This window comes from Roseovarius confluentis (assembly GCF_002917925.1).
Lineage (GTDB): Bacteria > Pseudomonadota > Alphaproteobacteria > Rhodobacterales > Rhodobacteraceae > Roseovarius > Roseovarius confluentis.
The window spans coordinates 100,704-124,502 of sequence record NZ_PPFE01000012.1; the positions used below are offsets into that span (position 1 = coordinate 100,704).

General features: G+C 65.7%; 28 protein-coding genes. 15 read left to right on the forward strand and 13 right to left on the reverse strand.

Annotated elements, in window-relative coordinates; translation table 11 throughout:
- The first annotated feature begins 15 nt into the window (after nt 1–15).
- From C2I35_RS19645 to C2I35_RS19660, 4 genes are read left to right on the forward strand one after another with little or no spacing between them, the layout of a single operon-like run.
- Complete coding sequence (locus C2I35_RS19645) at nt 16–1,200, forward strand: cytochrome P450 (RefSeq protein WP_103764731.1); 1,185 nt, start codon at nt 16–18, stop codon at nt 1,198–1,200.
- Nucleotides 1,200–1,931 carry an SDR family NAD(P)-dependent oxidoreductase gene (locus tag C2I35_RS19650; protein ID WP_103764732.1) on the forward strand — a complete coding sequence of 244 codons (732 nt, stop codon included), beginning with the start codon at nt 1,200–1,202 and terminating at the stop codon, nt 1,929–1,931. Before C2I35_RS19645 ends, C2I35_RS19650 begins: the two co-directional genes overlap by 1 nt.
- Nucleotides 1,928–2,659, forward strand: a complete 732-nt coding sequence (locus C2I35_RS19655; RefSeq protein ID WP_103764733.1) for an SDR family NAD(P)-dependent oxidoreductase — start codon at nt 1,928–1,930, stop codon at nt 2,657–2,659. Before C2I35_RS19650 ends, C2I35_RS19655 begins: the two co-directional genes overlap by 4 nt.
- Nucleotides 2,656–3,984 carry an NAD(P)/FAD-dependent oxidoreductase gene (locus C2I35_RS19660; RefSeq protein WP_103764734.1) on the forward strand — a complete coding sequence of 443 codons (1,329 nt, stop codon included), beginning with the start codon at nt 2,656–2,658 and terminating at the stop codon, nt 3,982–3,984. The genes C2I35_RS19655 and C2I35_RS19660 overlap by 4 nt, the downstream gene beginning before the upstream one ends.
- A 59-nt stretch (nt 3,985–4,043) precedes the next feature.
- On the opposite strand, the gene cueR is transcribed toward C2I35_RS19660, so the two are convergent.
- The 5 genes from cueR to C2I35_RS19685 all read right to left on the reverse strand — a co-directional run bounded on the left by cueR (nt 4,044) and on the right by C2I35_RS19685 (nt 10,076).
- Nucleotides 4,044–4,430, reverse strand: a complete 387-nt coding sequence (gene cueR, locus C2I35_RS19665) for a Cu(I)-responsive transcriptional regulator (RefSeq protein WP_103764735.1) — start codon at nt 4,428–4,430, stop codon at nt 4,044–4,046.
- Nucleotides 4,427–6,874 (reverse strand): heavy metal translocating P-type ATPase, encoded by a 2,448-nt coding sequence (locus C2I35_RS19670; protein WP_103764736.1) that lies wholly within the window; start codon nt 6,872–6,874, stop codon nt 4,427–4,429. Before C2I35_RS19670 ends, cueR begins: the two co-directional genes overlap by 4 nt.
- A 138-nt stretch (nt 6,875–7,012) precedes the next feature.
- A complete protein-coding gene (locus C2I35_RS19675) occupies nt 7,013–7,426 on the reverse strand; it encodes a PaaI family thioesterase (RefSeq protein WP_103764737.1) in 414 nt (137 codons plus the stop codon).
- Nucleotides 7,423–8,442, reverse strand: coding sequence for a phosphotransferase family protein (locus C2I35_RS19680; protein WP_103764738.1), 1,020 nt, complete (start codon nt 8,440–8,442; stop codon nt 7,423–7,425). Before C2I35_RS19680 ends, C2I35_RS19675 begins: the two co-directional genes overlap by 4 nt.
- Entirely contained in the window at nt 8,439–10,076 is a 1,638-nt protein-coding gene (locus C2I35_RS19685; protein ID WP_103764739.1) for a long-chain fatty acid--CoA ligase, read from the reverse strand. The genes C2I35_RS19680 and C2I35_RS19685 overlap by 4 nt, the downstream gene beginning before the upstream one ends.
- Before the next feature lie 136 nt (nt 10,077–10,212).
- On the opposite strand from C2I35_RS19685, the gene rpe reads away from it, so the two are divergent.
- The gene (rpe, locus tag C2I35_RS19690; RefSeq protein WP_103764805.1) at nt 10,213–10,896 is read left to right on the forward strand and encodes a ribulose-phosphate 3-epimerase; all 684 of its coding nucleotides are present in this window, start codon (nt 10,213–10,215) and stop codon (nt 10,894–10,896) included.
- A 97-nt stretch (nt 10,897–10,993) separates the two neighbouring features.
- On the opposite strand, the gene C2I35_RS19695 is transcribed toward rpe, so the two are convergent.
- A complete protein-coding gene (locus tag C2I35_RS19695; RefSeq protein WP_245890567.1) occupies nt 10,994–11,668 on the reverse strand; it encodes a YdeI/OmpD-associated family protein in 675 nt (224 codons plus the stop codon).
- Between the two features lie 129 nt (nt 11,669–11,797).
- Complete coding sequence (rpmB, locus tag C2I35_RS19700; RefSeq protein WP_103764807.1) at nt 11,798–12,088, reverse strand: 50S ribosomal protein L28; 291 nt, start codon at nt 12,086–12,088, stop codon at nt 11,798–11,800.
- Between the two features lie 231 nt (nt 12,089–12,319).
- Between rpmB and C2I35_RS19705 the strand changes: the two genes are divergently transcribed.
- Together C2I35_RS19705 and C2I35_RS19710 are read left to right on the forward strand one after the other, a co-directional pair.
- On the forward strand, nt 12,320–12,625 hold the full coding sequence (locus C2I35_RS19705; RefSeq protein ID WP_103764740.1) for a hypothetical protein: 306 nt from the start codon (nt 12,320–12,322) through the stop codon (nt 12,623–12,625).
- 10 nt (nt 12,626–12,635) lie between these two features.
- Entirely contained in the window at nt 12,636–14,216 is a 1,581-nt protein-coding gene (locus C2I35_RS19710) for a methyl-accepting chemotaxis protein (RefSeq protein ID WP_103764741.1), read from the forward strand.
- 9 nt (nt 14,217–14,225) lie between these two features.
- Here the strand turns inward: C2I35_RS19710 and C2I35_RS19715 are convergent, their stop codons facing one another.
- Complete coding sequence (locus C2I35_RS19715; protein WP_103764742.1) at nt 14,226–15,200, reverse strand: glutathione S-transferase family protein; 975 nt, start codon at nt 15,198–15,200, stop codon at nt 14,226–14,228.
- A 215-nt stretch (nt 15,201–15,415) separates the two neighbouring features.
- On the opposite strand from C2I35_RS19715, the gene cbiE reads away from it, so the two are divergent.
- From cbiE to C2I35_RS19730, 3 genes are all read left to right on the forward strand, one after another.
- Nucleotides 15,416–16,618 (forward strand): precorrin-6y C5,15-methyltransferase (decarboxylating) subunit CbiE, encoded by a 1,203-nt coding sequence (gene cbiE / locus C2I35_RS19720; protein ID WP_103764743.1) that lies wholly within the window; start codon nt 15,416–15,418, stop codon nt 16,616–16,618.
- A gap of 74 nt (nt 16,619–16,692) precedes the next feature.
- Complete coding sequence (locus tag C2I35_RS19725) at nt 16,693–17,223, forward strand: DUF6882 domain-containing protein (protein ID WP_103764744.1); 531 nt, start codon at nt 16,693–16,695, stop codon at nt 17,221–17,223.
- A 101-nt stretch (nt 17,224–17,324) separates the two neighbouring features.
- A complete protein-coding gene (locus C2I35_RS19730) occupies nt 17,325–17,675 on the forward strand; it encodes a hypothetical protein (protein ID WP_103764745.1) in 351 nt (116 codons plus the stop codon).
- 105 nt (nt 17,676–17,780) lie between these two features.
- Here the strand turns inward: C2I35_RS19730 and C2I35_RS19735 are convergent, their stop codons facing one another.
- Nucleotides 17,781–18,968 carry a MalY/PatB family protein gene (locus C2I35_RS19735; protein ID WP_103764746.1) on the reverse strand — a complete coding sequence of 396 codons (1,188 nt, stop codon included), beginning with the start codon at nt 18,966–18,968 and terminating at the stop codon, nt 17,781–17,783.
- 97 nt (nt 18,969–19,065) lie between these two features.
- Here C2I35_RS19735 and def (C2I35_RS19740) point away from each other — a divergent pair, with 97 nt between their 5' ends.
- The 5 genes from def (C2I35_RS19740) (at nt 19,066) to C2I35_RS19760 (ending at nt 21,609) form a co-directional block, all read left to right on the forward strand.
- Nucleotides 19,066–19,590, forward strand: coding sequence for a peptide deformylase (gene def, locus C2I35_RS19740; RefSeq protein WP_103764747.1), 525 nt, complete (start codon nt 19,066–19,068; stop codon nt 19,588–19,590).
- 4 nt (nt 19,591–19,594) lie between these two features.
- A complete protein-coding gene (def, locus tag C2I35_RS19745; RefSeq protein ID WP_103764748.1) occupies nt 19,595–20,089 on the forward strand; it encodes a peptide deformylase in 495 nt (164 codons plus the stop codon).
- 20 nt (nt 20,090–20,109) lie between these two features.
- A complete protein-coding gene (gene fmt, locus C2I35_RS19750) occupies nt 20,110–21,015 on the forward strand; it encodes a methionyl-tRNA formyltransferase (RefSeq protein ID WP_103764749.1) in 906 nt (301 codons plus the stop codon).
- A gap of 97 nt (nt 21,016–21,112) precedes the next feature.
- The gene (locus C2I35_RS19755; RefSeq protein WP_103764750.1) at nt 21,113–21,355 is read left to right on the forward strand and encodes a hypothetical protein; all 243 of its coding nucleotides are present in this window, start codon (nt 21,113–21,115) and stop codon (nt 21,353–21,355) included.
- Nucleotides 21,356–21,369: 14 nt separating this feature from the next.
- Complete coding sequence (locus C2I35_RS19760; RefSeq protein ID WP_103764751.1) at nt 21,370–21,609, forward strand: GlsB/YeaQ/YmgE family stress response membrane protein; 240 nt, start codon at nt 21,370–21,372, stop codon at nt 21,607–21,609.
- A gap of 1 nt (nt 21,610) precedes the next feature.
- Here the strand turns inward: C2I35_RS19760 and C2I35_RS19765 are convergent, their stop codons facing one another.
- The 4 genes from C2I35_RS19765 to C2I35_RS19780 are packed head-to-tail and all read right to left on the reverse strand — an operon-like array spanning nt 21,611 to nt 23,745.
- Entirely contained in the window at nt 21,611–22,234 is a 624-nt protein-coding gene (locus C2I35_RS19765) for a trimeric intracellular cation channel family protein (RefSeq protein WP_103764752.1), read from the reverse strand.
- On the reverse strand, nt 22,231–22,698 hold the full coding sequence (rnhA, locus tag C2I35_RS19770) for a ribonuclease HI (RefSeq protein ID WP_103764753.1): 468 nt from the start codon (nt 22,696–22,698) through the stop codon (nt 22,231–22,233). The genes C2I35_RS19765 and rnhA overlap by 4 nt, the downstream gene beginning before the upstream one ends.
- Nucleotides 22,691–23,296, reverse strand: coding sequence for a class I SAM-dependent methyltransferase (locus C2I35_RS19775; RefSeq protein WP_103764754.1), 606 nt, complete (start codon nt 23,294–23,296; stop codon nt 22,691–22,693). Before C2I35_RS19775 ends, rnhA begins: the two co-directional genes overlap by 8 nt.
- On the reverse strand, nt 23,293–23,745 hold the full coding sequence (locus C2I35_RS19780; protein ID WP_103764755.1) for a DUF3429 domain-containing protein: 453 nt from the start codon (nt 23,743–23,745) through the stop codon (nt 23,293–23,295). The genes C2I35_RS19775 and C2I35_RS19780 overlap by 4 nt, the downstream gene beginning before the upstream one ends.
- Between the last annotated feature and the right edge of the window lie 54 nt (nt 23,746–23,799).

Sequence of the window (23,799 nt, forward strand, 5' to 3'; positions counted from 1 at the left end):
CGGGGAGTGACGCACATGGGCAACCTGCCGTATCTGGACCTGAAAGACCCGGAGTTTTCGACCCGGGGGGCGGAGGTCGTCGCGGCGCGCAAGGCCCATTGGTGCGCCGAGACGCCCTTTGGCCTGGCGGTGCTGCGGTATCGGCAGGTGGGCAAGATCCTGCGCGACCGGCGGTTTCGACAGGGCAGCCATAACTGGCCGGATACGGTCGGGATCGAAGGGCGCTTCGCGGATTTCTGGCGGGATTCGGTGATCGGGCGCGAAGGCGACGCGCATCAGAAGCTGCGGGCACTTGCGGTGCCGGCGCTGAGCGAGGACTACGTGCTGTCGCTGGTCCCGGCCTTTGATGAGATTGCGCGGGACCTTTGTGCTGACCTGCGCGGCAAATCTTCCTGCGAGTTTCAATCGGCGTTTTGCGAACCCTTCGCGGGGCAGGCGATCACGACCCTGCTGGGGATGGAGCGCGAGGCGTGGCCGCTGGTGGCGCATAATGCCGCGGATCTGGGGCTGGCGATGGGGATCGAGGCGCCGAAATACCAGGAGCGGTTCAACGCGGCCTGCGAGACGCTGTTTCAACTGGCCGATCAACTGGTGGTCAAGGTGCGGCGCGGCGAGGATAGCGAGAGTTACGTTGCGCGCATGGTGGCGGAGTTCGACCGCAACGGGGACTGCACGCATGAGGAATTGCTGAATACCATCGTGATTTCGATCTTCGGGGGTGTGGATACGACGCGGGCGTTGCTGGGGCTTGGCCTGTCGCTGTTCATCGAGAACCCCGGGCAGTGGCAGATGCTGTGCGAGGACGAGAGCCTGATCCCGAACGCGGTGGAAGAGTTCATCCGCGCGCGGCCGACGACCACCTGGTCCACGCGCGAGGCGGTCGAGGACGTCGAGATGGACGGGATGATGATCCCCAAGGGCACGGTGCTGAACCTGCTGGTCCATGCGTCGGCGCGGGATCCGGAGATTTGCGAGGACCCGGGCTTTGACATCACGGTCAAGCGCAAGCGGCATTTCGGGTTCGGCGGCGGGGCGCATCACTGCATCGGGCATTTCGTGGCGCGGACGGACACGGGATGCGCACTGGATGCGTTGCGGCAGACTTTTCGGACGGTGGACTATGACGGCGCGCCGGAATGGCTTCCGGATAGCGGCAATACCGGAGCGTTGAGGTTGCCCGTTCGTTACGAGGTCGCGTGATGCGATTCGACGGCAAGGTCGCGCTGGTCACGGGGGCCGCAGGCGGCATCGGGGCTGCGCTGGTGCGGGCGCTCCGGGCGGAGGGCGCACGACTTGCGGTGAGTGACCGCGACAGTTCTGCCGTCGAGGCGGAGGCGCATCTGGATGGCGACCTTTTGGATGGTGCCTTCTGCGATGCATTGCCCGGGCGGGTCGAGAATGCCTTGGGCGGTCTGGACTTGGTGTTCAACAATGCCGGCGTCATCACGCGCGGCGATATCACCACGACGCGCGATGACGACTGGCGCCTGACCATTGGGGTGAACGTGGAGGCGCCGTTTCGGATTTGCCGGGCGGCGATCCCGATCCTGGCCGCGCGGGGCGGCGGGGCGATCGTGAACACGTCTTCCTGTTGGGGTTTGCGGCCGGGACCGAACCATCCGGTCTACGTGACGAGCAAGGCGGCGATTGCCAGCCTGACGCAATGCCTGGGCCGGGATCATGCGCATCAGGGAATACGCGTGAACGCGGTCTGCCCCAACGAGGTGGACACACCGATGCTGCGCACGGGCTTTGCGGCACGCGGGCTGGACCCGGAGCAGGCGATCAAAGACCTGAACGCGAGCGTGCCTGTGGGGCATATCGCAAGCCCGGAAGAGATCGTGGACGTGATGCTGTTCCTGGCGTCGGACGCGGCGCGGTACATGTGCGGGGCGCTGGTCGAAGTGAATGGTGGAAAAGCCGTGATATGAGCAGGTTCGAAGGCAAGGTCGCGCTGGTAACCGGCGGGTCGAGCGGCATGGGCGCGGCCACTGCGGCGATCCTGGCCGAGGGCGGCGCGCGGGTGTTCTGTGCGCAGCGCGGCGGGTCGGCGCACGAGGATATCGCGGCGGATTTCAGCGATGACTCCGTGCCCGAGCGGGTGATGGCGGCGGTTGCCCAGAAGGCAGGTACGCTCGACATCCTGGTGAACAATGCCGGGATGATGCGCGAGGGCACGGTCGAGGAAACGTCGAAGGCGGACTGGGATATCCAGTTGCATATGAACCTGACGGTGCCGTTTCTGCTGATCCGTCACGGAATGGCGATGCTGCGCGAGGGCGGTGGCGCGATCGTCAATCTCGGCTCGGTCGAGGGGCTTGGAGCGAACCCGCGGCACCCGGCCTATTGTGCATCGAAGGCGGGTTTGCACGGGTTGACACGGTCCGTGGCGGTGGACCACGGCAAGGATGGCGTGCGCTGCAACGCGGTGGCGCCGGGGTGGATCGACACGCCGCTGAACGAGGGTTTCATCGACAGCATGCCGGACCCGGCGGCGTTTCGCGCCGGGATCGCGGGGATACACCCGGTGCGGCGGACGGGCAAACCCGAGGAAGTGTCGCAATTGATCTGCTGGCTGGCAAGCGACGAGGCGAGTTTCGTGACGGGACAGGTCTGGACCATTGACGGCGGCCGGATGGCCCAGTTGAGCCTGCCATGAAGGTGCGCCAGTTGCCCTGTGATCCGGGTGTGACCGGGTGGAACGCGATCCTGCCCGAAGCGGAGCCGGCGAAGCCGCTGGAAGGGGCGATGACGGCGGATTGGCTGGTGATCGGCGGCGGGTTCGCGGGGCTGGCGGCCGTGCGGCGGTTGAGCCAGCTGCACCCCGAGGCGAAGATCGTCCTTTTGGAAGCCAAGCGGATCGGGGAGGGGCCTGCGGGGCGGAACTCGGGCTTCATGATCGATTTGCCGCATGACCTGTCATCGAAGGATTATGGCGGGGCGCTGGAGAAGGACGTCAGGCAGACGCGGATGAACCGGACGGCCATCGGTTTCGCCGGAGAGATGGCGGAGGCCTTCGGGTTGGGCGCGGAGGCATGGCAGCAGACGGGAAAGACCAACGCGGCGGCGAGCGGGAAAGGGCATCGGCACAATCTTGATTATGCCGCGCATCTTGAAGCGATGGGCGAGGCGCATGAATTGCTGGATGCTGGTGCCATGCACGACATGACCGGATCGGAGTATTATCGCAGCGGGCTCTATACGCCCGGCACGGCGATGATCCAGCCGGCGCTGTTCGTGCGCGGCGTGGCGCGGGGCCTGGTCAGCAACCGGGTGCGCATTTGCGAGGGGTCGCCGGTGACCGAATTGCGGCGCGACGGCGATTGGGTGGCCGTGACTCCGAAGGGCCGGGTGACGGCGCCGAAGGTGATCCTGGCGGTGAATGGTCATGCCGAGAGTTTCGGGCAGTTCAAGGGACGCCTGTTGCACCTGTTCCTGTATGCCTCGATGACGCGGCCGCTGACCAACGGCGAGAATGCCCGGCTTGGCGCGGAACGCTGGGGACTGACCCCGGCGGACCCGATGGGCAGCACGGTGCGCAAGATCAGCGGCACGGGCGGCACGCGGATCATCATGCGCAACCGTGTGACTTATGATCCGTCACTGAAGGTCTCCCAAGGGCGCGTGGCACGGATGAGCCGGTCGCATGACAGGGCCCTCGCGGCACGGTTTCCCCAGCTTGCGGGTGTCGAGATGGAGTATCGCTGGGGTGGGCGGCTGTGCCTGAGCTGGAACGGCGCGCCGGCGCTGGGTGAGGTGGAGGAGGGGCTGTTCTCGGCCTGTTGCCAGAACGGGCTTGGCACGGCGCGGGGCACGCTCCATGGGATGGCGATGGCGGAGCTGGCCTCGGGCGTCGAGAGCGATATCGTGGAGCATGTCATGGCGCAGGGGGAGCCGTCGCGCCTACCGCCGTTGCCGTTCACCTATGTCGGGGCAAATGCCACGATGAAGTGGGGGGAATGGAAGGCGGGGGCGGAGCTGTAGCCCAAGATTATTCGTGCGAATAATCTTGGGTGAGAATTTTCGTACGAAAATTCTGGCGCTCAGTGGCGGGCGAGGTCGTTCAGGATCGGGCAATCGGGGCGGTTGTCGCCGGCGCAGCAGTCGATGAGGTGGCCGAGCGTGTCGGCCATGGATTGCAGTTGCGCGATTTTCTCGTTGATCTGTTCCAGGTGCTGGCGGGCGATGGATTTGACGTCGGCGCTGGCGCGGGTGTCGTCCTCGTAAAGTGCCAGCAGCGTGCGGCAATCCTCGATGGAAAAGCCCAAGGTCCGGGCGCGGCCCAGGAAGGCCAGCTTGTGCAGGTGGCTGTCGGTGAAGACGCGATAGCCGTTGGCGCCACGGTCGGGCGTGATGAGGCCGATCTCCTCGTAGTAACGGATGGTTTTGGGCGGCAGGCCGGTCTTGTCTGCGATCTGCGAGATGTTCATTGCGGGGTCTCCGGGGTCAGGCGGCGCAGGCGCAGGGCGTTGGTCAGCACGAATACTGAAGAGAGCGCCATGGCGCCGGCGGCGAGCATGGGCGACAGGAGCGCGCCCGTGACAGGGTAGAGCGCGCCGGCGGCGACGGGGATGAGCGCGGCGTTGTAGGCGAAGGCCCAGAACAGGTTCTGGCGGATGTTGCGCAGGGTGCGGCGCGAGACATGGAGCGCGGTCAGCACGTTTGCGGGGTTGCCGGAGACGAGCACCACGTCGGCGCTTTCGATGGCGACGTCCGTGCCGGTGCCCATGGCGATGCCGATATCGGCCTGTGCCAGCGCGGGCGCATCGTTTATGCCGTCGCCGACGAAGGCGGTTGCGCCATGCGCCTCTTGCAGGCGGGCGATGGTGTCGCGCTTGTCGCCGGGCAGGACCTCGGCCTCGACGTGGTCGATGCCCAGGCGCGCGGCGACGGCGTGAGCCGTGGCTGCCGTGTCGCCGGTGATGAGGGCGGTTTGCAGGCCCATGCCATGGAGGGCTTGGATCGTATCCCTTGCCTGATCCTTGATTGGATCGGAGACCGCGAGCAAGGCGGCGATCCGGGTGTCGATGGCGGCGAAGACGGGCGTTTCGCCTTTGCTGGCAAGCTCATCAAGCTCGGCCTTGAGGGGGGCGGTGTCGATGTCGTGCATCTGCATCAGGCGCGCGGTGCCGACCAGAATGTCTTGATGGTCCACGGTCGCGGTGAGACCGTGACCGGACTTGGCCTTGAACGCCTTGACCGCGGGCAGAGTAAGGCCTTCGGCTTGGGCGGCGGCCTCGATGGCGCGGGCGATGGGGTGCTCGGACTGTGCCTCTGCCGCGGCGATGGCGGCGAGGGTTTCGGCGCGGTCGAAGCCGGGGGCGAGGTGCAGGGCGGTGAGGCTTGGGCGGCCCATCGTGAGCGTGCCGGTCTTGTCGAAGGCGACGACCTTTGCCTCGGCCAGGGTCTGGAGCGCGTCGCCCTTGCGGAAGAGCACGCCGAGTTCGGCGGCGCGACCGGTGCCGACCATGATCGAGGTGGGCGTGGCGAGGCCCATGGCGCAGGGGCAGGCGATAATCAGGACCGAGACGCCTGCCACGAGGGCGAGACCGAGGGCGGGATTGGGGCCGAAGGTGAGCCATGTAAGGACGGTCAGGACGGCGGTGGCGATGACCACGGGCACGAAGATGCGCACCACGCGGTCGGCCAGCGCCTGGATCGGGAGTTTGGCGCCCTGGGCCTCTTGGACCATGGCGACGATGCGGGCGAGCATGGTGTCGCGGCCGACGCCGGTGGCGGTCATGGTCAACGCGCCGTCGCCGTTGATCGTGCCGGCGATGAGGGCGTCCCCGTCGGATTTGGAGACCGGGAGTGGCTCGCCCGAGATCATGGATTCGTCCACGTAGGACGTGCCGTCGGTGACGGTGCCGTCGACGGGGATGCGTTCGCCGGGGCGCAGTTGGATCCTGTCGCCGACGCCGACCTGCGCGACGGGGATTTCGGTGGTTTCACCGTTTCGTATCACGCGGGCGGTGTCGGGTTGCAGCCCGATGAGGCGGCGGATGGCGGCGCCGGTCTGGCCGCGGGCGCGGGCCTCCATCCAGCGGCCCAGAAGGATGAGGGTAACGATGACGGCGGCGGCCTCGAAATAGACGGCGACGGTGCCGGGGGGCAGGACGGTCGGCGCGAAGAGCGCGAGGGTCGAGTAGCCCCAGGCGGCAAGGGTGCCGAGGGCGACGAGGCTGTTCATGTCGGGCGCGCCGCGAAAGAGCGCGGGCAGGCCGAGGGTGAAGAATTGCCGGCCGGGAAAGGCGAGCACGAGGGTGGTGAGGATGAATTGCAGGGTCCAGAGCGTTGGCTGGCCGATCAGGCCGTGCAGCCAGTGGTGGAATGCAGGGATGAGGTGCCCGCCCATTTCGGTGACGAAGACCGGCAGGGTCAACGCCCCGGCGAGCAGGGTCATGCGGCGGGCATGGGTGATCTCTGCGGCGCGGCGCGAAGCAGCGGGATCGGGCGTGTCTTCCTCGGACGGGCGGGCCGGGTAGCCGGACTGCGTGACGACGCGGGCGAGGTCGGCGGGCGTGGCGGTGCCCGCCAGGTAGGTGACCTGCGCCGTCTGGGTCGCGAGGTTGACGGTGGCGGTCAGCACGCCTGGGGTTGCCGTCAGGCTGTCTTCGACCCGGCCCACGCAGGAGGCGCAATGCATGCCGTCGATCGAGAGGGTCGTCTGCGCCGTGCGGGCAGGATAGCCCGCAGAGGAGAGCGCGCCGGTGATGGCGTCGAGCGACGCGGTGCCGGTGTCTACCTGCGCGGTGCCGGTGGCGAAGTTCACGGTTGCGGCGTCCACGCCCGGCAGGGACGTGAGCGCGCGTTCGGCGCGGCCCGCGCAGCCGGCGCAGGACATGCCGTCAATCTCTAGGCGAAGCGTTGTCATGAGGCGTAGATAAGGGTTCCAGTGACTGGAAGGTCAAGGGGGTTTTCAGGAAATACATGGGTGCCGCGTGGGTTTTCACCCACCTTACGCACAGGGGATGTGTGAGGTGCGTGAGATCGCGCCCGCGGGCGCGGCCGGTTATGTCCGGGAGCGCAGTTTGAAGACGCCGGTGGCCTCGGCGATGAGGGCGCCGGTGTCGTCGTGGACCTCGCCCTTGGCGAAGAAGGTGGAGCGGCCGCCGCCCGTCACGCGGGCCTCTGCCACAAGGTGCGTGCCGGTGGCGCGGGCGAGGTAGTTGACCGTCATGCTGAGCGTCAGGGCATTCTGTTTGACCTTCGGGTCGCCGGTAAAGCAGCCGCAAAAGCCCATCGCCGTATCGAGGATCGCCGCGTAGACGCCCCCGTGGGGCAGGCCCTGGCGGTTCATCAGGTGCGGCGCGAGGGGGGCTTCGACCCGGGCATAGCCTTCGGACCAGTCGGTCATGTCGAAGCCGAGGGTTGCGGAGAGCGGCGAGGGCGCCTCGCGCAGGTTGGGATTGAACGTGTCGGTCATTGGGTGGCTGCTTTCAGGCCCGAGCGGGCAAAGAAGGGAACATAGGCGCCCAGTTTCAGGGCGCGGTCGGGGTCCGACGCGTTGCCGTCGAGGGCGCGTTTCTTGACGCCTTGGAGGATGGCGGCCATGCGGAAATAGGTGAAGGCGAGGTAGAAGTGGAAATCCGCGATGCCGGGGATGCCGCGCCTTTCGCAATAGGTATCGATGAACTGCCTGTCGGACCAGAGGCCGTGGGCGGCGCGGTCGATCCCCTCCAGCCCGCGCCCTTCGGTGGTGGCGGGCATGGACCATTGCATGATGACCGCTGCCAGATCGGCATAGGGGTGGCCGGTGGTCGACAGCTCCCAATCCAGAACGGCGGCGACGCGGGGGGCGTCGGGCGCGAAGAGCAGGTTGTCGAGGCGGTAGTCGCCATGGACCAGCGTGCGCTGGCCGTCATCGGGAGGCATGTTGGCGAAAAGCCAGTCGATGAGGGCATCCATCTCGGCGATATCCTCGGTCGCGGTGGCGCGGTATTGCTTGGTCCAGCGTTCGGTCTGGCGTTCGCAGTAGTGGCCGGGGGGGCCGTAATCGGCGAGGCCGCTGGCGTCGAGGTCGACGGAATGGATGGCCACCAGGGTGCGGTTCATGGCGTCGATGAGGGGGCCACGGGCTTCGGGCGCGACGTCTGGCAGGGACGGCTGATCGAAATTGCGGCCCTCGACATGGTCCATGATGTAGAAGGCCGAGCCGATCACGCTGTCGTCTTCGCAGAGGGCGTGCATCTTCGGCACCGGCACGTCGGTGTCCGCCAGTGCCTTTTGCACGCGGTATTCGCGGTCGACGGCATGGGCGGATTTGAGCAGCACGCCGGGGGGTTTGCGGCGGAGCACGAAGCGGCCCGAAGGCGTGTCGAGCATGTAGGTGGGGTTGGATTGCCCGCCGGAGAACTTGGTGGCCGTGACCGGACCGCCGAGGGCGGGCAGGTGGGTCTTGGCCCAGGCCTCGAGCGCAGCGGTGTCGAGCGACAGGCTCACGCGCCGTCCTCGCGCAGGTCGGGGTGGACGTAATCGGAGAACTGTTCGCGCAGGGTCAGCTTGGAGACCTTGGCCGTCGCGGTGAGCGGCAGGGCATCGGTGAAGAGGATGTCGTCGGGCATCTGCCATGTGGCGAAATGCGGTTCGAGATGGGTGTGGATGTCTTCCAGCGTGGGCTTTTCGGCACCGGCGGGGACCACGACCAGAACCGGGCGTTCGTCCCATTTGGGATGCGGGATGGCGATGACGGCGCAGGTGTCGATCAGCGGGTGCGAGATGGCGGCGTTTTCGAGGTCGATGGAGCTGATCCACTCGCCGCCCGATTTCACCAGGTCCTTGGCGCGGTCGCGCACGATCAGGCGGCCATTGTCATCGACGGTGGCGACGTCGCCGGTGCCGAACCAGCCGTCTTCGTCCATGGCTGCCGCGGTGGCGTCGTCGTTGTTGTAGTAGCCCGAGATCACGGTGCTGCCGCGCACGAAGAGCTCGCCCGGGCTTTCGCCGTCGTGCGGCACAAGGTTGCCCGCGTCGTCCTTGAGCTTGAACTCGACACCGAAGAGGCGGCGGCCCGCGCCGACCTTGGCATCGACGCGCTCGTCGAAAGGCGCATCGGCAAGGTGGCTGGGCAGGATCCCGCGCGTGCCGATGGGGCTCATCTCGGTCATGCCCCAGGCCTGGTTGACGTTGACGCCCATCTCCTCGAAGGCGGCGATCATCGAGCGGGGGGCGGCGGAGCCACCGACGACGAGGTCCTTGAACCCATTTGGTGGCGTGCCGCGCTTGGCGATCTCCTGTTGCAGTCCGGCCCAGACGGTGGGCACGCCCCAGGCGGAGAAGACCTCTTCGCGGTCCATCAGATCATAGAGGCTGGCCCCGTCGAGGTGGCGCCCCGGCATGACCATGGTCATGCCCGCCAGCGGCGCGGTATAGGGCATCCCCCACGCATTGACGTGAAAGAGCGGGACCACGGGCAGCACGCGCGACCCGTGGCGCAGGCTTTGAGGGTGACCGGCGATGACCAGAAGCGCGTGCAGCACGGTGGAGCGGTGCGAATAGAGCGCGCCCTTGGGGTTGCCGGTGGTGCCGGAGGTGTAGCAGAGACCGGCGGCGGTGTCCTCGGGGAAGCTGGGCCAGTCATAGCTGGTGGGCTGGTCCGCCATGAGGGTCTCGTAGGCGAGGGCGCCGTCGGGGGCGTCGGGCATGTGCGCGGCATCGGTCATGATGATGACGCGGCAACCCTCTGGTAGCGTGACGTTTTCCAGCAGCGGCACGAGGCTGATATCCACGCAGATCGCGCTGTCCTGCGCGTGGTCGAGGATATACTGCATCTGGTCGGGCGGCAGGCGGGGGTTGATCGTATGGCAGACGCCGCCGATCCCGGCGATGGCATAGTAAAGCTCGAAATGGCGGTAGCCGTTCCAGGCGAGCGTTGCGATGCGGTCGCCGGTCTTGAGCCCGAGCGCGTCTAGGGCGTGGGCCAGTTGGCAGACACGGGCCAGCGTCTGGGGATAGGTGGTGCGGTGAATGTCGCCTTCGTCGCGGACCGAGACCAGCCCCTGTTCGGGGAAGGCTTCGGCGGCGTAGGTCAGGATGTCGATGATCCTGAGCGGGCGATGTTGCATCTGGCCGAGCATGGCGCGGGTCCCCCTTGACGGAATGGCGGGATCAATTGGTGGCACGAATGGCGGTGCGGTGCAATCCGGCGGCGCGAGACTTGACGGCGTGCGCCAAACCCCGCAAGAGCAGGGCAAACCCCAAGGAGAGCCTGCCATGCCGTTCGACCGTTCCGTCAAGATCGCACCGTCCATCCTGTCCGCCGATTTCGCCAATTTCGGGGCCGAGATCCGGGCGATCGAGGATCAGGGTGCGGACTGGGTGCATGTGGACGTGATGGACGGGCATTTCGTGCCGAACCTCACCTTCGGCCCCCCGGCGGTCAAGGCGTTCCGTCCGCATGTGAAAACGTTCATGGACGTGCACCTGATGATTGCGCCGGTGGATCAGTATATCGACGCCTATGCCGAGGCGGGCGCGGACATGATCAGCGCCCATGTCGAGGCCGGGCCGCATATTCACCGGACCTTGCAAGCCATTCGCGGGGCGGGGTGCAAGGCGGGGGTTTGCGTGAACCCCGGCACGCCGCTGGAGAGCATCGAATACGTGCTCGACATGGTGGACATGGTGGTGCTGATGACGGTGAACCCCGGCTTTGGCGGGCAGAAGTTCATCACGTCCGGGGTCGAGAAGACGCGCCGGCTGCGCCAGATGATCGGGGACCGCGAGGTGCATATCCAGATCGACGGCGGCGTGACGCCGGAAACCGCACCGCTGGTGGTGGAGGCGGGCGCGGATGTGCTGGTGGCCGGGTCCGCCGTGTTCAAGGGCGGCTCGGTGGAGAAGCCCGAGGTTTACGGGCAGAACATGCAGGCCATTCGGGCAGCGGTGGCGGACTGAAGCGCACGCCGTCAACCGATAGGGTTGGACCGTGTGGATCGCATCTTCGGCCGATGTCCTTTTTGTGGACTGAGCTGCCATTTGCCAAACGTCTGCGTTACCGCTCGTTGGCCCCTTTCCCGTCGATGATCTTCTCTCGGAACTTCTCGATCCGGTTCACTCGAGTTTCTGACTTCTTTGCGCCATTAAGATTGATGACATAGCTGCGCTGCCGACCCGGCGTCAGCCCGTGGAATGCTTCCGAAAGTTCAGGGTCCGCATCGAGGGCCTCGACAAGCTCCTCTGGCAGGTCGAGTTCGTGCTCGGTCTTGGAAGGCTTCTTTCCTTCATCAGCATAGGCCTTCGCCTCGTCCAGATAGGCGAGGATCACATTCTCTTGCTTTGCAGGGCCGTCGTTCGAGGTGAAGCGGATCATGTCTGCGTGTCGAGTGTTCGGTCCCTGCTTTTCAAGCACGCCCTCGCTGTCTTGCATCAGCGCAGCGTTGAAGAAGCTGAGCCGAAAATTCTCCCGAAACGCGCCGATGATGACGATGTTGCGATCCGCATGCATATAGCAGGGGTGGCCCCATTTGACCGTCTCTTTCAGATCGGCAGATAGGCAGATGTCCCGCAGCTTCGCCAGTCCCTTCTCCCAAACCTTCGTCGAGCAGTTGGATGAGCCGAATCGCTCGCACCGGCCGCATCCTTTTAAAAAATAGTCCTCGATATCCGAGATCATCATTCGGCAAGTATACCACGCTGCGTCGTCCTGCGCACTTTTAGACGCCACCATTCGCTGCGCCCGCCCTCGGTGTGAGTTTGGGCTCGAAGCCGGCCTTCGCTCATGAAGCGGAGAGACGGCCGCAAAAGAAAAGCCCCGCCAAATGGCAGGGCCTTCGTCTCTTTGGATGCCGAGTGGCGATCAGGCGCTAGCGGCCTGCGCCTTGGCGATCTCTTTCTTGACCTTGAGCACGCGGTCCGAAAGCTCGGTGTCCTTGGCCTTGGCCAGGAAGCGGTCCAGCCCGCCGCGGTGGTCGACGCTGCGCAGGGCTGCGGCGGTGATGCGCAGCTTGATGCCGCGGCCCAGCGTTTCGGATTGCAGGGTCACGTCGTTCAGGTTGGGCAGGTAGCGACGCTTGGTCTTGTTGTTGGCGTGGCTGGAGTTGTTGCCAACCATCGGGCCTTTTCCGGTCAGTTCGCAGCGGCGCGACATGGGTTCATCCTCGTGTTTGTCGGGCCGCACGGGCGGACCCACTCAATGCAAAGGGGCACCGCCATAGGCAGCGCCCTGAATTCCGTTGCGCGTATCTACGGCCATTGGGACAGGCCGTCAAGGGATTCGGGCGCGCTTTTTGCAGGCCTGCGTTACCCCATGCAGATGCGCGGCCGGTTTTTCCGGCCGGCTAAACCTGCTGTTAGGGTTTCTACCTCTAAAACCCGCGATATGCGACGGTCATTTGTCATCGATTCCTGCCTTGCAGGGTTTCTCGCCGTGCAGCTTCTTGCGACGCTGCCCGTGACATTGATGATGTCCGGCCCTGCTAAGGCGGGGCGGCCGGCGCTGGTCCTGGTGCCGCCATGGGGCGCGGACCCGGGCCGGATCATCGCGGCGGCCGGAGGCCGGGAAATCGGGCTGGTGGTGGCGCCATTGGCGCGGCTTGCCGTGCTGGAGAGGCCGGAGGACGCGGTCGCGGGCGGCGCGTGGGCAGTTCTCGACGCGACGGCGCTGGCGTCAATTTGTGGTTTCTAGGGAGCCTGACATGACAGAGTACGGTAGCGACGACGATGAGAAGCGCATGAAATTCGCGGCACTTATGCTGCTGCTGATGATGCCGCTACCGGCGGCGGCTGCATGGGTCGTCGGCAATGCCGCCCTGCCGCTCATGCTTCTGTCGCTTGGTTTCGCCGGAGCGGGCCTGCTGGCGCATCGGGGGCGCAGCAGACTGACGCGCGGAATACTGGCAGCAGGACTCGTGGGGCAATCGGCCCTGCTGACGGCGGCGCTGTCAGGGCACCCGTGGCAGATCGACACCCATATGATGTTCTTTGCCGTGCTGGCGGTGGTTTCCACCATGGGCAGTATCCGGGTGTTGATCATGGCCTGCGGGCTGACGGCGGTGCATCACCTTGGCCTGACGCTGGCGCTGCCGGCGATGGTCTATCCTGCGGCGGACCTTCTGAGCAACGTGATGCGCACGGCCATCCACGGTACGATCGTCGTTATCGAGGGCGGCATCCTGTCCCTGTCGATGCTGGACGCGAAACGGCGTCGCGCGACGATGATCGAGCAGCGCAGCGAGGCATTGCGGCTGACGGAAGAGGCGGACACCGCGCGGAAGGCGGCGCAGCGGGCGGGCCAGGAGGCGCGTGACCTCGTGGGTGTGCTGCGCGACCGGCTTAACACGCTTGCGGCCGGCGACCTGAGCGAGACGATCGAAGATCCGTTCCCGCCCGAGTATGAAAGCCTGCGAGAGGACTTCAACACCACGGTCAGGAGCCTGCGCGACCTGATCGGCGCGGTCGCCGAGAATGCGACGGAGATTCATCTGCGCGCCGAAGAGCTGAGCGTCGGGTCGCTGGACTTGTCCCGACGGACGGAAGGTCAGGCTGCCACGCTGGAGGAAACAGCCGCGGCGCTTGAAGAGATGACATCCAGCGTGCGATCGGCCGCCGAGGGCACCACGCGCGTCAAGGAGGTCGTACAACAGACCCGCGGCAAGGCCGAGACCAGTGGAGACGTCGTGCGTGACGCGATAGGGGCAATGTCCGAGATCAAGAAGTCGTCGGACGAAATCAATCAGATCATCGGCGTGATCGACGACATCGCTTTCCAGACCAATCTTCTGGCGTTGAACGCCGGGGTAGAGGCGGCGCGTGCGGGCGATGCGGGACGCGGTTTCGCAGTCGTCGCCTCCGAGGTCCGGGCACTGGCGCAGCGTAGTGCGGAATCGGCACGCGAAATCAAGAGCTTGATTGGGGCGGGTGGCGCGCATGTGGAGAATGGCGTGTCATTGGTCAACAGCGCGGGCGACGCGCTGACCGACATCGTCACGCGCGTCGGGAACATCGCGGACCTGATCGGCGATATTGCCAATGGTGCGAACGAACAGTCGACCAGCCTTTCGGAACTGAACACCAGCGTCGCGCAGCTTGACCAGGTCACGCAGCAGAACGCCGCGATGGTCGAGGAATCGTCAGCAGCCTCGAATTCGCTCAAAAAGGAAGCCGAAACCCTGCATGGAATGGTGACAGCGTTCCGCCTGAAGGGGCGCAAATCCGAAGGCGCAGCAGGTGCCAACGCCGGTACGGAGCCAGACGCCGGTGACTGGCGCGCCGCCTGACCGGCCTTGTCAGCCGCGCCCGTGGGGCGCGGTGAGGTCGAGATCGGGGCCGATAGGGATGATGCGGTGCGGGTTCACGCTGTCATGACTGTAATGGTAGTGCCGGGTGATGTGGTCGAAATTCACGGTCATCGACACCTCGGGCCATTGATAGAGTTCCCGCAGGAAACCCCAAAGGTTGGGATAGTCCACGATCCGGGCCCGATTGCATTTGAAATGCCCGTGATAGACCTTGTCGAAGCGGATGAGCGTGGTGAACAGCCGCCAATCGGCTTCGGTCACCCGATCGCCGGCAAGATAGCGCCGCTTTGACAGCAGGTTTTCAAGCCAGTCCAGCGACTCGAAAAGCGGTGTGACCGCATCGTCATAGGCGTCTTGGGTGGTTGCGAACCCGGCCTTGTAGACGCCATTGTTCACGGTGTTGTAGACGCGCTCATTGATCGGGTCGATCTCGCCGCGCAGGTCCTCGGGATAGTAGTCGTCGGTATTGCCGGTGATGTCGTTGAAGGCGGTGTTGAACATGCGGATGATCTCGGCGCTTTCGTTCGACACGATGGTTTCGCGCTGCATGTCCCACAGGATCGGGACAGTGACGTGGCCGGTCGTGTTCGGGTCCGCGCGGATATACAGGTCGCGCGCAAAGGGGAGTCCGAACAGCTTGTCACCCGTCGCGCCGGGGTACTCGGAGTCGAAGGTCCAGCCATCCGACAGCATGTCGGGATGCACGACGGAAACGTCGATCAGGTCCGCCAGCGCCTTCAGGCGGCGGAAGATCAGCGCGCGGTGCGCCCAAGGGCATGCCAGCGAAACATAAAGGTGATAGCGACCTGGCTCGGCCTTGAAACCGCCTTCGCCGCTCGGACCGGGGCTGCCGTCGGAGGTGATCCAGTTGCGGAATTTCGACGTTTCGCGTTTAAAAGCGCCGCCGTGTTTCTTGGTGTCGTACCAGCCGGTGTGCCAGGTGCCGTCTATCAGTTCGCCCATCGGAGCCTCCTTTGTCCTTGGGTCAACACATAGCGGCACAGATGGTTTCGGGCAGGACCAATCGCCGCGCAGAGGCTGTGCAGGCACACACAAGGGCGACGCAATGGGCACCATGTGCCCGCTTTGGTTTGCCCGTTCGTGACGCCTGCTGTAGGTGTCTTCGCGACAGGTGGAGTAGCGCCCGGCGAGGCCCTCGCGCCAGGGAGGGACGAGCGATGGAAACAGCCTGGTTGCATGTCGTAGGCATCGGCGAGGACGGCATGGAAGGCCTCTTGCCCGCGACTCGGGCCGTGGTCGAGTCCGCCGAATTCATCATCGGCGGCGACCGTCATCCGGCATTGAAGGGCGCGGGCGAGGCCGAGCGCCTGGCGTGGCCCGAGGCGTTCGACGACCTGATCGCGCTGTTGCGCAGCCTGCGCGGGCGGCGTGTGGTGGTGCTGGCGGCGGGGGACCCCCTGTGGTTTTCAATAGGGGCCCGGATCGGGCGCGTTCTCGATCCCGCAGACATCACCTATCATCCGCAGGTGAGCGCATTTCAACTGGCTGCCGCCCGGATGGGCTGGAGCTTGCCGGACGTGGAAACGCTGACCGTGCATGGCCGTCCGGTGGAACAGATGATTGCCTTTATCCAGCCGGAGGCGCGGTTGATCATCCTGGCCACAGGCGCTGGCACACCGGGCCGGATCGCTCGGTTTCTGACCGAGCGGGGGTTCGGCGCGTCCCGCATGACGGTGCTTGCCGCGATGGGCGGCGCGCAGGAAATGCGCTTTGATGGCATGGCGGAAACGTGGGATCACGTAGTGCCCGCGTTCAACACCTTGGCGGTGGACTGCGTGGCCGCGCCGGACGCAGCACTATTGCTGCGCGTGCCCGGGTTGTCGGACGAGTTGTTCGAGCATGACGGCACAGTGACCCCGAGCGAGGTACGTGCCGTGACGCTGGCCAGACTGATGCCCATGCGCGGCGCGGTCCTGTGGGATATCGGGACCGGATGCGGCTCGGTCGCCGTGGAATGGATGCGCGGCGCGCGCTATGCCCGGGCCATCGGGGTCGAGCCACGGGCCGACCGGCGGGCGATGGCCGCGGCGAACGCGCTGGCGCTTGGCGTTCCGAAGCTCGACCTTGTCGATGGCAGCGCGCCGGCCGCGTTCGAGGGACTGCCCGCGCCGGACGCCGTGTACATCGGCGGAGGGATGAGCCGCGAGGTGTTCGACGCGGCGTGGTCGCGGCTGCGTCCGCTGGGGCGGTTGGTGGCGAATGCGGACACGCCGGAAACCGAAGCTGTGCTGTCGGATCTCCATGGTGCACATGGCGGAGATCTTGTCAGACTGTCGGTCGAGCGGGCCGAGCCGGTGGAGGGCGAGATCCGGTGGCGCGCACTGGAGACGGTCATGCAATGGAGCATGGTGAAGCGTTAACCACGATGGCAGGTGACGCTGGTTGCGCTGCGGCGCAACGCCGCCCCACCCGCCATCCCGAAAGGAACGAGAGAATGAACGAGATCCTGTTGGAATTCGCCGGTCGCCAGGCCGATGCCGGAGCGACGCAATTGCCGGAGAGCTATCGGCAACTGGCGGTCAACGCGGGCTTTTTCCTGAAGACCCGCATGGCCGGTGGCCGTTTCACACCGCCGCGGGACGGATCGAGCGCGTTTCGACTGAACCTGAAGAAAGGCCGGATCGTTTTCTTCCCCGATGGCGGGCAGGAGACCGCGGCGCAGGCGCAGGTGATCGGCACCTATTCCGACGATGGCAGTTGGATGTGGGCCTGGGGTCATCCGGACGTGCCCCTGCCGATGCAGCAGGCGGCCTGGGCGGTACAGCAATTCGGGGAGCGGCAGGAGATCGAGGACCTGCTGAGCCGGGGCGGGCCGGTGGACGCGGCGCGGCTGGCGGAGTTCCAGGCGATCTGCGCCTACATCTCGGATGCAGACGGGGTTTTCATGGGGCCGCATGGCGCAGGCGGGCAGGTGGCTGTCTGCTATTATCTGGGCGATCAGCTGACCGGACTTCTGGGCGAGTGACGCGCCGCGCCTGCATTGCGGCAATGCGGCGAAATTTTCACGTGACTGTCATGGTTTAGCCCTACATTCTATCGGGACGATTCTTTGCACAGGTGCTGGCCATGACGACTTTTCTTTCCCCGGAGATCCTTGCGGGCCTCGAAGAAGCGCGGATGCGTGGCTGGCAGAAAAGCAACCGTTTGAGGGTCGAGGCCGGGGCGCAATCGCACGCCGTTCTGCGGGCTTGGAATGACGGTTTTGCCCTGCCTGCCGGGGCGGCGCCGCATCTGCGCGGGCTGGTGGACCTTTACGATGGGGCGCGGCACCTCAAGCGGTGCCTTATCGTGGCGTCCGAAGAGGACGGACGCGAGATCCGGTTTGAGCTGAAGGTCGTCAACGAGGCTACGGGCGAGCAGCCGGTGGATTTCGAACGCCCCGATGACGCGCCGGTGGCGCTGATCGCGGAAGGCTGATCCGGCCTTTTCCTCTGGCCGAAAATATCCCGGGGAGCGCGAGGGGCTGGCCCCTCGTATCATTCGCATTGAGCTGCGCGCAATGCGAAATCCCCGAGGGCGACCCTACTGCAAGTCCGAGAACGCGTCCTGCAGCCGTGCTGCCGCCTCCGACAGACGCGCACGCGGCGTGGCGATGTTGAAACGCAGGAAGCTTTCGCCCCCGCTGCCGAACTCGGCGCCGACGGACGGCGCGATACGCGCGTCTGATTTGACCCGGCGCAGCACCTCGCTCATGTCCATGCCGGTATCGGTGAAATCGACCCATGCCAGGTACGTCGCCTGCATCGGCATCGCGCGCAGGCCGGGAATTTGCCGTATCGCCTCGAGAAACGTGACGCGGTTCCGGTCGAGGTAGCCCACCAGGGCATCGACCCAGTCAGCGCCCCGCTGGGTGTAGGCGGCGCGTGTCAGGACGTAGCCCAGCAGATTGGGCGACAGGTTCAGCGCTTTGAGGGCATCGACGAAGCGCGCGCGCAGATCGGCGCCCGGGATCGTGACGGTGCCAAGCCGCGACCCGGCAGTGTTGAAGGTCTTGGACGACGAGGTGAGCATGATCAGCCGCTCAATGATCTCTGGCGCGGCGATCGGCATCGGCACATGCGTGGCGCCGGGAAACACAAGGTCATGGTGGATTTCGTCCGACATCAGGATCAGGTCGTGCTTGATACAGAAGGCCGCGAGCGCCTGTTGCTCCTCGACGGACCAGACACGGCCCGCCGGGTTGTGCGGCGAGCAGAACAGCACGATCTTTTCGCGTCCCGTCATCGCCGTTTCGAGCGTTTCAAGATCCATGCGATACATGCCGTCCGCGTCGCGAAGAAGCGGGCTTTCCTTGACCGTGCGGCCCGCGTTCACGATCTTGTTGGTAAACTCGTGATAAACCGGCGTGAAGATGATGATCTCGTCGCCCGGATCGCTGTAGGTCTGCAAACAGAGCGCGATCGCATTGCCGAGACCGGCGGTGGAAAACATGTGGCGCGGGTCGGGGGACCAGCCGTGGCGCGTCTCCATCCACCAGGCCACGGCCGTCTTCATTTCGGCCTCGCCGGTGAAATAGCCGTAATTGGCCTTCTCCAGAAGCTGCTGCACCGCCTCTTGCAGCACGTCGGCGGCGGAGAAATCCATGTCGGCCACCCACATCGGAATGCCATCCACGGGATCGACTCCGTAGGCTTTTTGCATCGCATCCCATTTCGCGCAGTTGGTACCGCGCCGGTCGATAAGACGGTCGAAATCGGGATGGATGGTCATGGTGTCCTCCGGTTGTGCCTCGGGCGGGAAGCTAGCGGAAAGTGCCGCAGGTGCAAGGGCGTTGCGCCGCGCTGATCTATCGCCTAAATGGACGCCCATGCTGCGACCGATCCTGATCCATCCCGACCCGCGCCTGAAAAAGGTGTGCGACCCGGTATCCGACCTGAGCGACGAATTGCGCGCGCTGGCCGACGACATGCTGGAGACGATGTATGACGCGCCTGGCATTGGCCTCGCCGCGCCGCAGATCGGCGTGATGGACCGGCTGATCGTGCTGGATTGCGCCAAGGACGAGGAGGCCGGCGAGCCGCCGCGTCCGCTGGTGATGTTCAACCCCGAGGTGGTGGCGTCGTCGGACGAGACGAACGTCTACGAGGAAGGCTGCCTGTCGATCCCCGACCAGTTCGCCGAGGTGACGCGGCCAAAGGTGGTGGACGTGACGTGGATCGACCGGGACGGGAACGAACAGTCCGACACGTTCGACGGGCTGTGGGCTACTTGCGTGCAGCACGAGATCGACCACCTGAACGGCAAGCTGTTCATCGACTACCTGGGCCCGATGAAACGCCAGCTGATCACGCGTAAAATGCAGAAGCTGAAGCGCGAAAAGGCGCGGGGCTAGCCGCGTGGCCGTGCGCCCCTTCGTGCCCTGGCCGGACAAGCGGTTGCGCACGCCCGCGGCGCCGGTCGCTGCGGTCACCGATGCCGAGCGCGCGATCTGGGACGACATGATCGAGACGATGGACGCGATGCCGGGCGTGGGGCTGGCCGCCGTGCAGATCGGCGTGATGAAGCGGCTGGCCGTGGTCGATGCCAGCGATGCGCGCGGTCAGGCGGTGCGCTTGGCGAACCCCGAGATCCTGCACGCCAGCGCCCAGATGCGCGAGCATGACGAGGCCAGCCCGAACCTGCCCGGCGTGCATGCCAGGATCAGTCGCCCGCGCGCCGTGACGGTGCGGTTCCTGAACGCTGAAGGTGAGGTCGAGGAGCGGGATTTCGTCGGGCTTTGGGCGACCAGCGTGCAACACCAGGTCGATCATCTGAACGGGCGCATGTATTTCGACCGATTGAGCAAGGTGAAGCGCGACATGCTGCTGCGCCGCGCCCGCAAACAGCGCTGAGGCGCCAGCAGGAGAGTGTCATGCGCCTGATCTTCATGGGAACGCCCGAATTTTCGGTGCCGGTGCTGGACGCGCTGGTGGATGCCGGGCACGAGATCGCGGCGGTCTATTGCCAGCCGCCCCGCCCGGCAGGGCGCGGCAAGAAGGACCGCCCCAGCCCGGTCCAGGCGCGGGCCGAGGCGCTGGGTCTGGCCGTGCGCCATCCCGTCAGTCTGAAAGGCGAGGCCGAGCAGGCGGATTTTGCCGCACTGAACGCCGACGCGGCGGTGGTGGTCGCCTATGGGCTGATCCTGCCGCAAGCCATTCTGGACGCGCCGAAGCGAGGCTGCCTGAATATCCACGCCAGCCTGCTGCCGCGCTGGCGCGGGGCGGCGCCGATCCACCGCGCGATCATGGCGGGGGATGACAAGACCGGCGTCTGCATCATGCAGATGGAGGCGGGTCTGGACACCGGGCCGGTGCTGTTGCGTCGCGAGACACCGATCGGCGCGGAGGAGACAACCGGAGCGCTGCATGATCGCCTGTCGCGTTTGGGTGCGGAGGCGATTACCGAGGCTCTGGCACAGCTCGATACGCTGACGCCCGAGCCGCAGCCGGAGGACGGCGTCACCTATGCCGACAAGATCGACAAGGCGGAGGCGCGGATCGACTGGACCCGTCCTGCTGAAGCTGTCGACCGCCAGATCCGTGGCCTTTCACCCTTTCCCGGCGCGTGGATCGACCACGAGGGCACGCGGATCAAGTTCCTTGCCTCGCAAATTGGCGCGGGCAACGGGACGCCCGGCGAGGTGCTCGACGACGCGCTGACCATCGCGTGTGGCAGCGGCGCGGTGAAAGTCCTGCGTTTGCAAAAGGCCGGACGTGGGCCGCAGGGGACGGAGGACTTTCTGCGCGGCATGGCGCTCCCCAAGGGAACCCGCCTTTGACCCTCCTTTTCCTCTGGCCAAGAATATCCCAGTGACCCGCGCTTGCGTCCGGTCCGGAAACAGGCCAGCATCGCGCCAACCAGAGCAACGAGGTCTCATGTATCTGCAACTGTTCGGCACCGTGGTGATCGCCGGGATCGTCGGCTATCTCAGCGAGAAATCCGGCTTCACCCGCAACGGGATCCTGCAATCGATCATCATCTGCGTCGGTGGGGCCTTTTTGTTCTACTTCATCCGCATCATGTTCGGCTTTCGTTTCGGTGCGCCGGGGGTGGATGCGATCATCTCGTCCATCGGGGCGCTGATCATAATTCCGACGCACTGGCGTAGAGGCCGCTGAGAGGGAGGCGCAGCATGGGACTGATCTATCTCATCGTCATCGGGGCCGTTGCGGGCTATCTTGCGACACGGATCATGCGCATCGACGCCGACCCGCTGGTGACGATCGGCATTGGTGTGGCCGGGGCGCTGCTGGGTGGGCTGATCCTGCAAGGTATCCTGGCCTTCCTTGGCCTGCTGGGCGGTATCATTGGCGCGGTGCTGGGGGCGCTCGTGCTGATCTGGGGCTACCAGGCGTACAAGGCGCGGAAATAGCTTACGCCCGCGGCGGGCGCGAGCGGTAGACCGGAAGGCGCCAGCCGAAAGCCAATGACCCCGCGCGCAAGGCCCAGGTGACGCCGGCGCAGGCGATCAGGATAAAGATCTCCTGCCGCGTGATCAGCGATACCGCCACGGCGGCCAGCGACCCTGCGAAGGCGGCGGTGACGTAGAGTTCGCCTTGCTTCAACACCAGAGGCAGCTCGTTGCACACAACGTCGCGCATCAACCCGCCGAGGCAGCCTGTGACCATGCCCATGATCACCACGATGGGCAGCGGTTGCGCCATGGCCAGCGCAGTGGCGACCCCGGCCGGAACCGCCACGGCCAGCGCAAGGCTGTCGAGCCAGAGCAGGAGGCGGTACCGGCTCTCGAACAGATGCGCAGTGAAGAAGATCAGGATCGCGGCGGCGCAGGCGGTGGCGATGAAGCTGGGGTTGGCGATCCAGAAGACCGGGTTGCGATCAAGAAGCACATCGCGAACGGTGCCGCCGCCCACCGCCGTCAGGCAGGCGATGAAGGCGAAGCCCACCACGTCGAGCTGCGCCCGCGACGCCACCAGCGCCCCGGTCAGCGCGAAGATCAGAACCGAGGCGTGGTCCAGCAGGAAAAGCGCCGTCATGACTTGGCTTTGCCGGGCTTGAAGGGGGCCATGCCGGCGCGGGCGAGTTCGTCGGCGCGTTCGTTTTCCGGGTGGCCGGCATGGCCCTTGACCCATTCCCAGGTCACGTCATGGCGGTTGGCCGCGGCGTCGAGCCTTTGCCACAGATCGACATTCTTGACCGGCTTCTTGTTCGAGGTTTTCCAGCCGTTCCGCTTCCAGCCGTGAATCCAGCCGGTGACGCCGTTCTTCACATAGGCGCTGTCGGTGACGATGGTGATCTGCGTGGGCTTTGACAGCGTCTCGAGCGCGGTGATGGCCGCCAGCAATTCCATCCGGTTGTTCGTGGTCTCGGCCTCGCCGCCGCTGAGTTCGCGTTCCTTGACGATGTCGTCGCCGTCCTTGGCCTGGAGCAGCGCCCCCCAGCCGCCGGGGCCGGGATTGCCGGAACAGGCGCCATCGGTATAGGCGAAAAGCTCAGTCATCAGCGGGCTTTCTTGCAAGGAGGGTCACCCACTCGGCCAGACTGCCATCAAGGCCTTTGTCGGCGCCGGTGCGCGTCTTGAACGGGTGCAGGCCCGCCGCGGTCAGAAGGTCGGAAAGCTCGGCCTCGGTGACATAGGTATAGAGCCGTCCGAGCGTGTCGCGATGTTCGCCGGTGCCGGTTTTCATGCCGATATGCAGCAGCCCGCCGGGTTTCAGCGCGGTCGCCAGTGCCGCAATATACCGGGGCAGGTCGGCGCGGGGCGCGTGCAGGAGCGAGAAATTGGCCCAGACCGCGTCATAGGCCGCGACCTCGTCGATCTCGTCGAAAGTGGCGCGCCGGGCGGTGACGCCCGGTCGCGCCTCGGCGAGGGCGACCATTTCCGGCGTGGCGTCGGTGGCGGTGACCGCGTGTCCCTCGGACGCCATGATGCCCGAGGCGATGCCGGGGCCGCAGCCGAGATCGAGAATGCGGCTGCCGGGGGCGAGATGGTCGAGAAAGAGACGCAGCGCCGGGTCCTTGCCCGCATTCTTCGTCATGTCGGCATAGCGCGCGGCCTCGGACCCGTAGACCCGGATGGTCTCGTCGTCATGGCTCATTGCGTGAGGCCGATCACGAGGCAGAGCACGACAACGGCGGTGATGATCAGGCGCAGGTGCATCCACCAGTTCGGCGTCACCCCGTCGCGCCAGAACAGCCAGTCGAGCGCGAGGATACCGGCGAAGCCGACGATCAGCATGATCCCGGCCTTGTAGGCGCCGCCGCCTTGGGTGAAGAACACCCAGAGCGCGGGAATGACCGAGAGCACGTAGCCGGTGGTGGCCGAAGGGCCGGTCATGCGCGTGGCGAACCCCCAGAGCACGCCGGACATGAAGCTGAGGATCACCGCGCCGTAGAACAGCCCCACGTAAGGCCCGACGAAGCGCGGCCCGACCACGCGCTGGGTCCAGATCGCCAGATCGGGCCAGAGCACGGTCGCGGCGCTCCACAGGAACGGCAGCAGGCCGGCCAGTGCAAGGATCAGGGGTGTGCGGGGAATCTCGTTCACGGGGCGGGGCGGTCCTTGGCTGCAAGCGTCGGACTTGGTTTAGAAGGCCGCCCC

What these genes read in the sequence shown, in the direction of transcription:
- C2I35_RS19645 (WP_103764731.1), top strand. Translation starts at nt 16, where the DNA reads ATGGGCAACCTGCCGTATCTGGACCTGAAAGACCCGGAGTTTTCGACC.
- C2I35_RS19650 (WP_103764732.1), top strand. Translation starts at nt 1,200, where the DNA reads ATGCGATTCGACGGCAAGGTCGCGCTGGTCACGGGGGCCGCAGGCGGC.
- C2I35_RS19655 (WP_103764733.1), top strand. Translation starts at nt 1,928, where the DNA reads ATGAGCAGGTTCGAAGGCAAGGTCGCGCTGGTAACCGGCGGGTCGAGC.
- C2I35_RS19660 (WP_103764734.1), top strand. Translation starts at nt 2,656, where the DNA reads ATGAAGGTGCGCCAGTTGCCCTGTGATCCGGGTGTGACCGGGTGGAAC.
- cueR (WP_103764735.1), bottom strand. Translation starts at nt 4,430, where the DNA reads ATGAACATCTCGCAGATCGCAGACAAGACCGGCCTGCCGCCCAAAACC.
- C2I35_RS19670 (WP_103764736.1), bottom strand. Translation starts at nt 6,874, where the DNA reads ATGACAACGCTTCGCCTAGAGATTGACGGCATGTCCTGCGCCGGCTGC.
- C2I35_RS19675 (WP_103764737.1), bottom strand. Translation starts at nt 7,426, where the DNA reads ATGACCGACACGTTCAATCCCAACCTGCGCGAGGCGCCCTCGCCGCTC.
- C2I35_RS19685 (WP_103764739.1), bottom strand. Translation starts at nt 10,076, where the DNA reads ATGCTCGGCCAGATGCAACATCGCCCGCTCAGGATCATCGACATCCTG.
- rpe (WP_103764805.1), top strand. Translation starts at nt 10,213, where the DNA reads ATGCCGTTCGACCGTTCCGTCAAGATCGCACCGTCCATCCTGTCCGCC.
- C2I35_RS19695 (WP_245890567.1), bottom strand. Translation starts at nt 11,668, where the DNA reads ATGGTGGCGTCTAAAAGTGCGCAGGACGACGCAGCGTGGTATACTTGC.
- rpmB (WP_103764807.1), bottom strand. Translation starts at nt 12,088, where the DNA reads ATGTCGCGCCGCTGCGAACTGACCGGAAAAGGCCCGATGGTTGGCAAC.
- C2I35_RS19705 (WP_103764740.1), top strand. Translation starts at nt 12,320, where the DNA reads ATGCGACGGTCATTTGTCATCGATTCCTGCCTTGCAGGGTTTCTCGCC.
- C2I35_RS19710 (WP_103764741.1), top strand. Translation starts at nt 12,636, where the DNA reads ATGACAGAGTACGGTAGCGACGACGATGAGAAGCGCATGAAATTCGCG.
- C2I35_RS19715 (WP_103764742.1), bottom strand. Translation starts at nt 15,200, where the DNA reads ATGGGCGAACTGATAGACGGCACCTGGCACACCGGCTGGTACGACACC.
- cbiE (WP_103764743.1), top strand. Translation starts at nt 15,416, where the DNA reads ATGGAAACAGCCTGGTTGCATGTCGTAGGCATCGGCGAGGACGGCATG.
- C2I35_RS19725 (WP_103764744.1), top strand. Translation starts at nt 16,693, where the DNA reads ATGAACGAGATCCTGTTGGAATTCGCCGGTCGCCAGGCCGATGCCGGA.
- C2I35_RS19730 (WP_103764745.1), top strand. Translation starts at nt 17,325, where the DNA reads ATGACGACTTTTCTTTCCCCGGAGATCCTTGCGGGCCTCGAAGAAGCG.
- C2I35_RS19735 (WP_103764746.1), bottom strand. Translation starts at nt 18,968, where the DNA reads ATGACCATCCATCCCGATTTCGACCGTCTTATCGACCGGCGCGGTACC.
- def (WP_103764747.1), top strand. Translation starts at nt 19,066, where the DNA reads ATGCTGCGACCGATCCTGATCCATCCCGACCCGCGCCTGAAAAAGGTG.
- fmt (WP_103764749.1), top strand. Translation starts at nt 20,110, where the DNA reads ATGCGCCTGATCTTCATGGGAACGCCCGAATTTTCGGTGCCGGTGCTG.
- C2I35_RS19755 (WP_103764750.1), top strand. Translation starts at nt 21,113, where the DNA reads ATGTATCTGCAACTGTTCGGCACCGTGGTGATCGCCGGGATCGTCGGC.
- C2I35_RS19760 (WP_103764751.1), top strand. Translation starts at nt 21,370, where the DNA reads ATGGGACTGATCTATCTCATCGTCATCGGGGCCGTTGCGGGCTATCTT.
- C2I35_RS19765 (WP_103764752.1), bottom strand. Translation starts at nt 22,234, where the DNA reads ATGACGGCGCTTTTCCTGCTGGACCACGCCTCGGTTCTGATCTTCGCG.
- rnhA (WP_103764753.1), bottom strand. Translation starts at nt 22,698, where the DNA reads ATGACTGAGCTTTTCGCCTATACCGATGGCGCCTGTTCCGGCAATCCC.
- C2I35_RS19775 (WP_103764754.1), bottom strand. Translation starts at nt 23,296, where the DNA reads ATGAGCCATGACGACGAGACCATCCGGGTCTACGGGTCCGAGGCCGCG.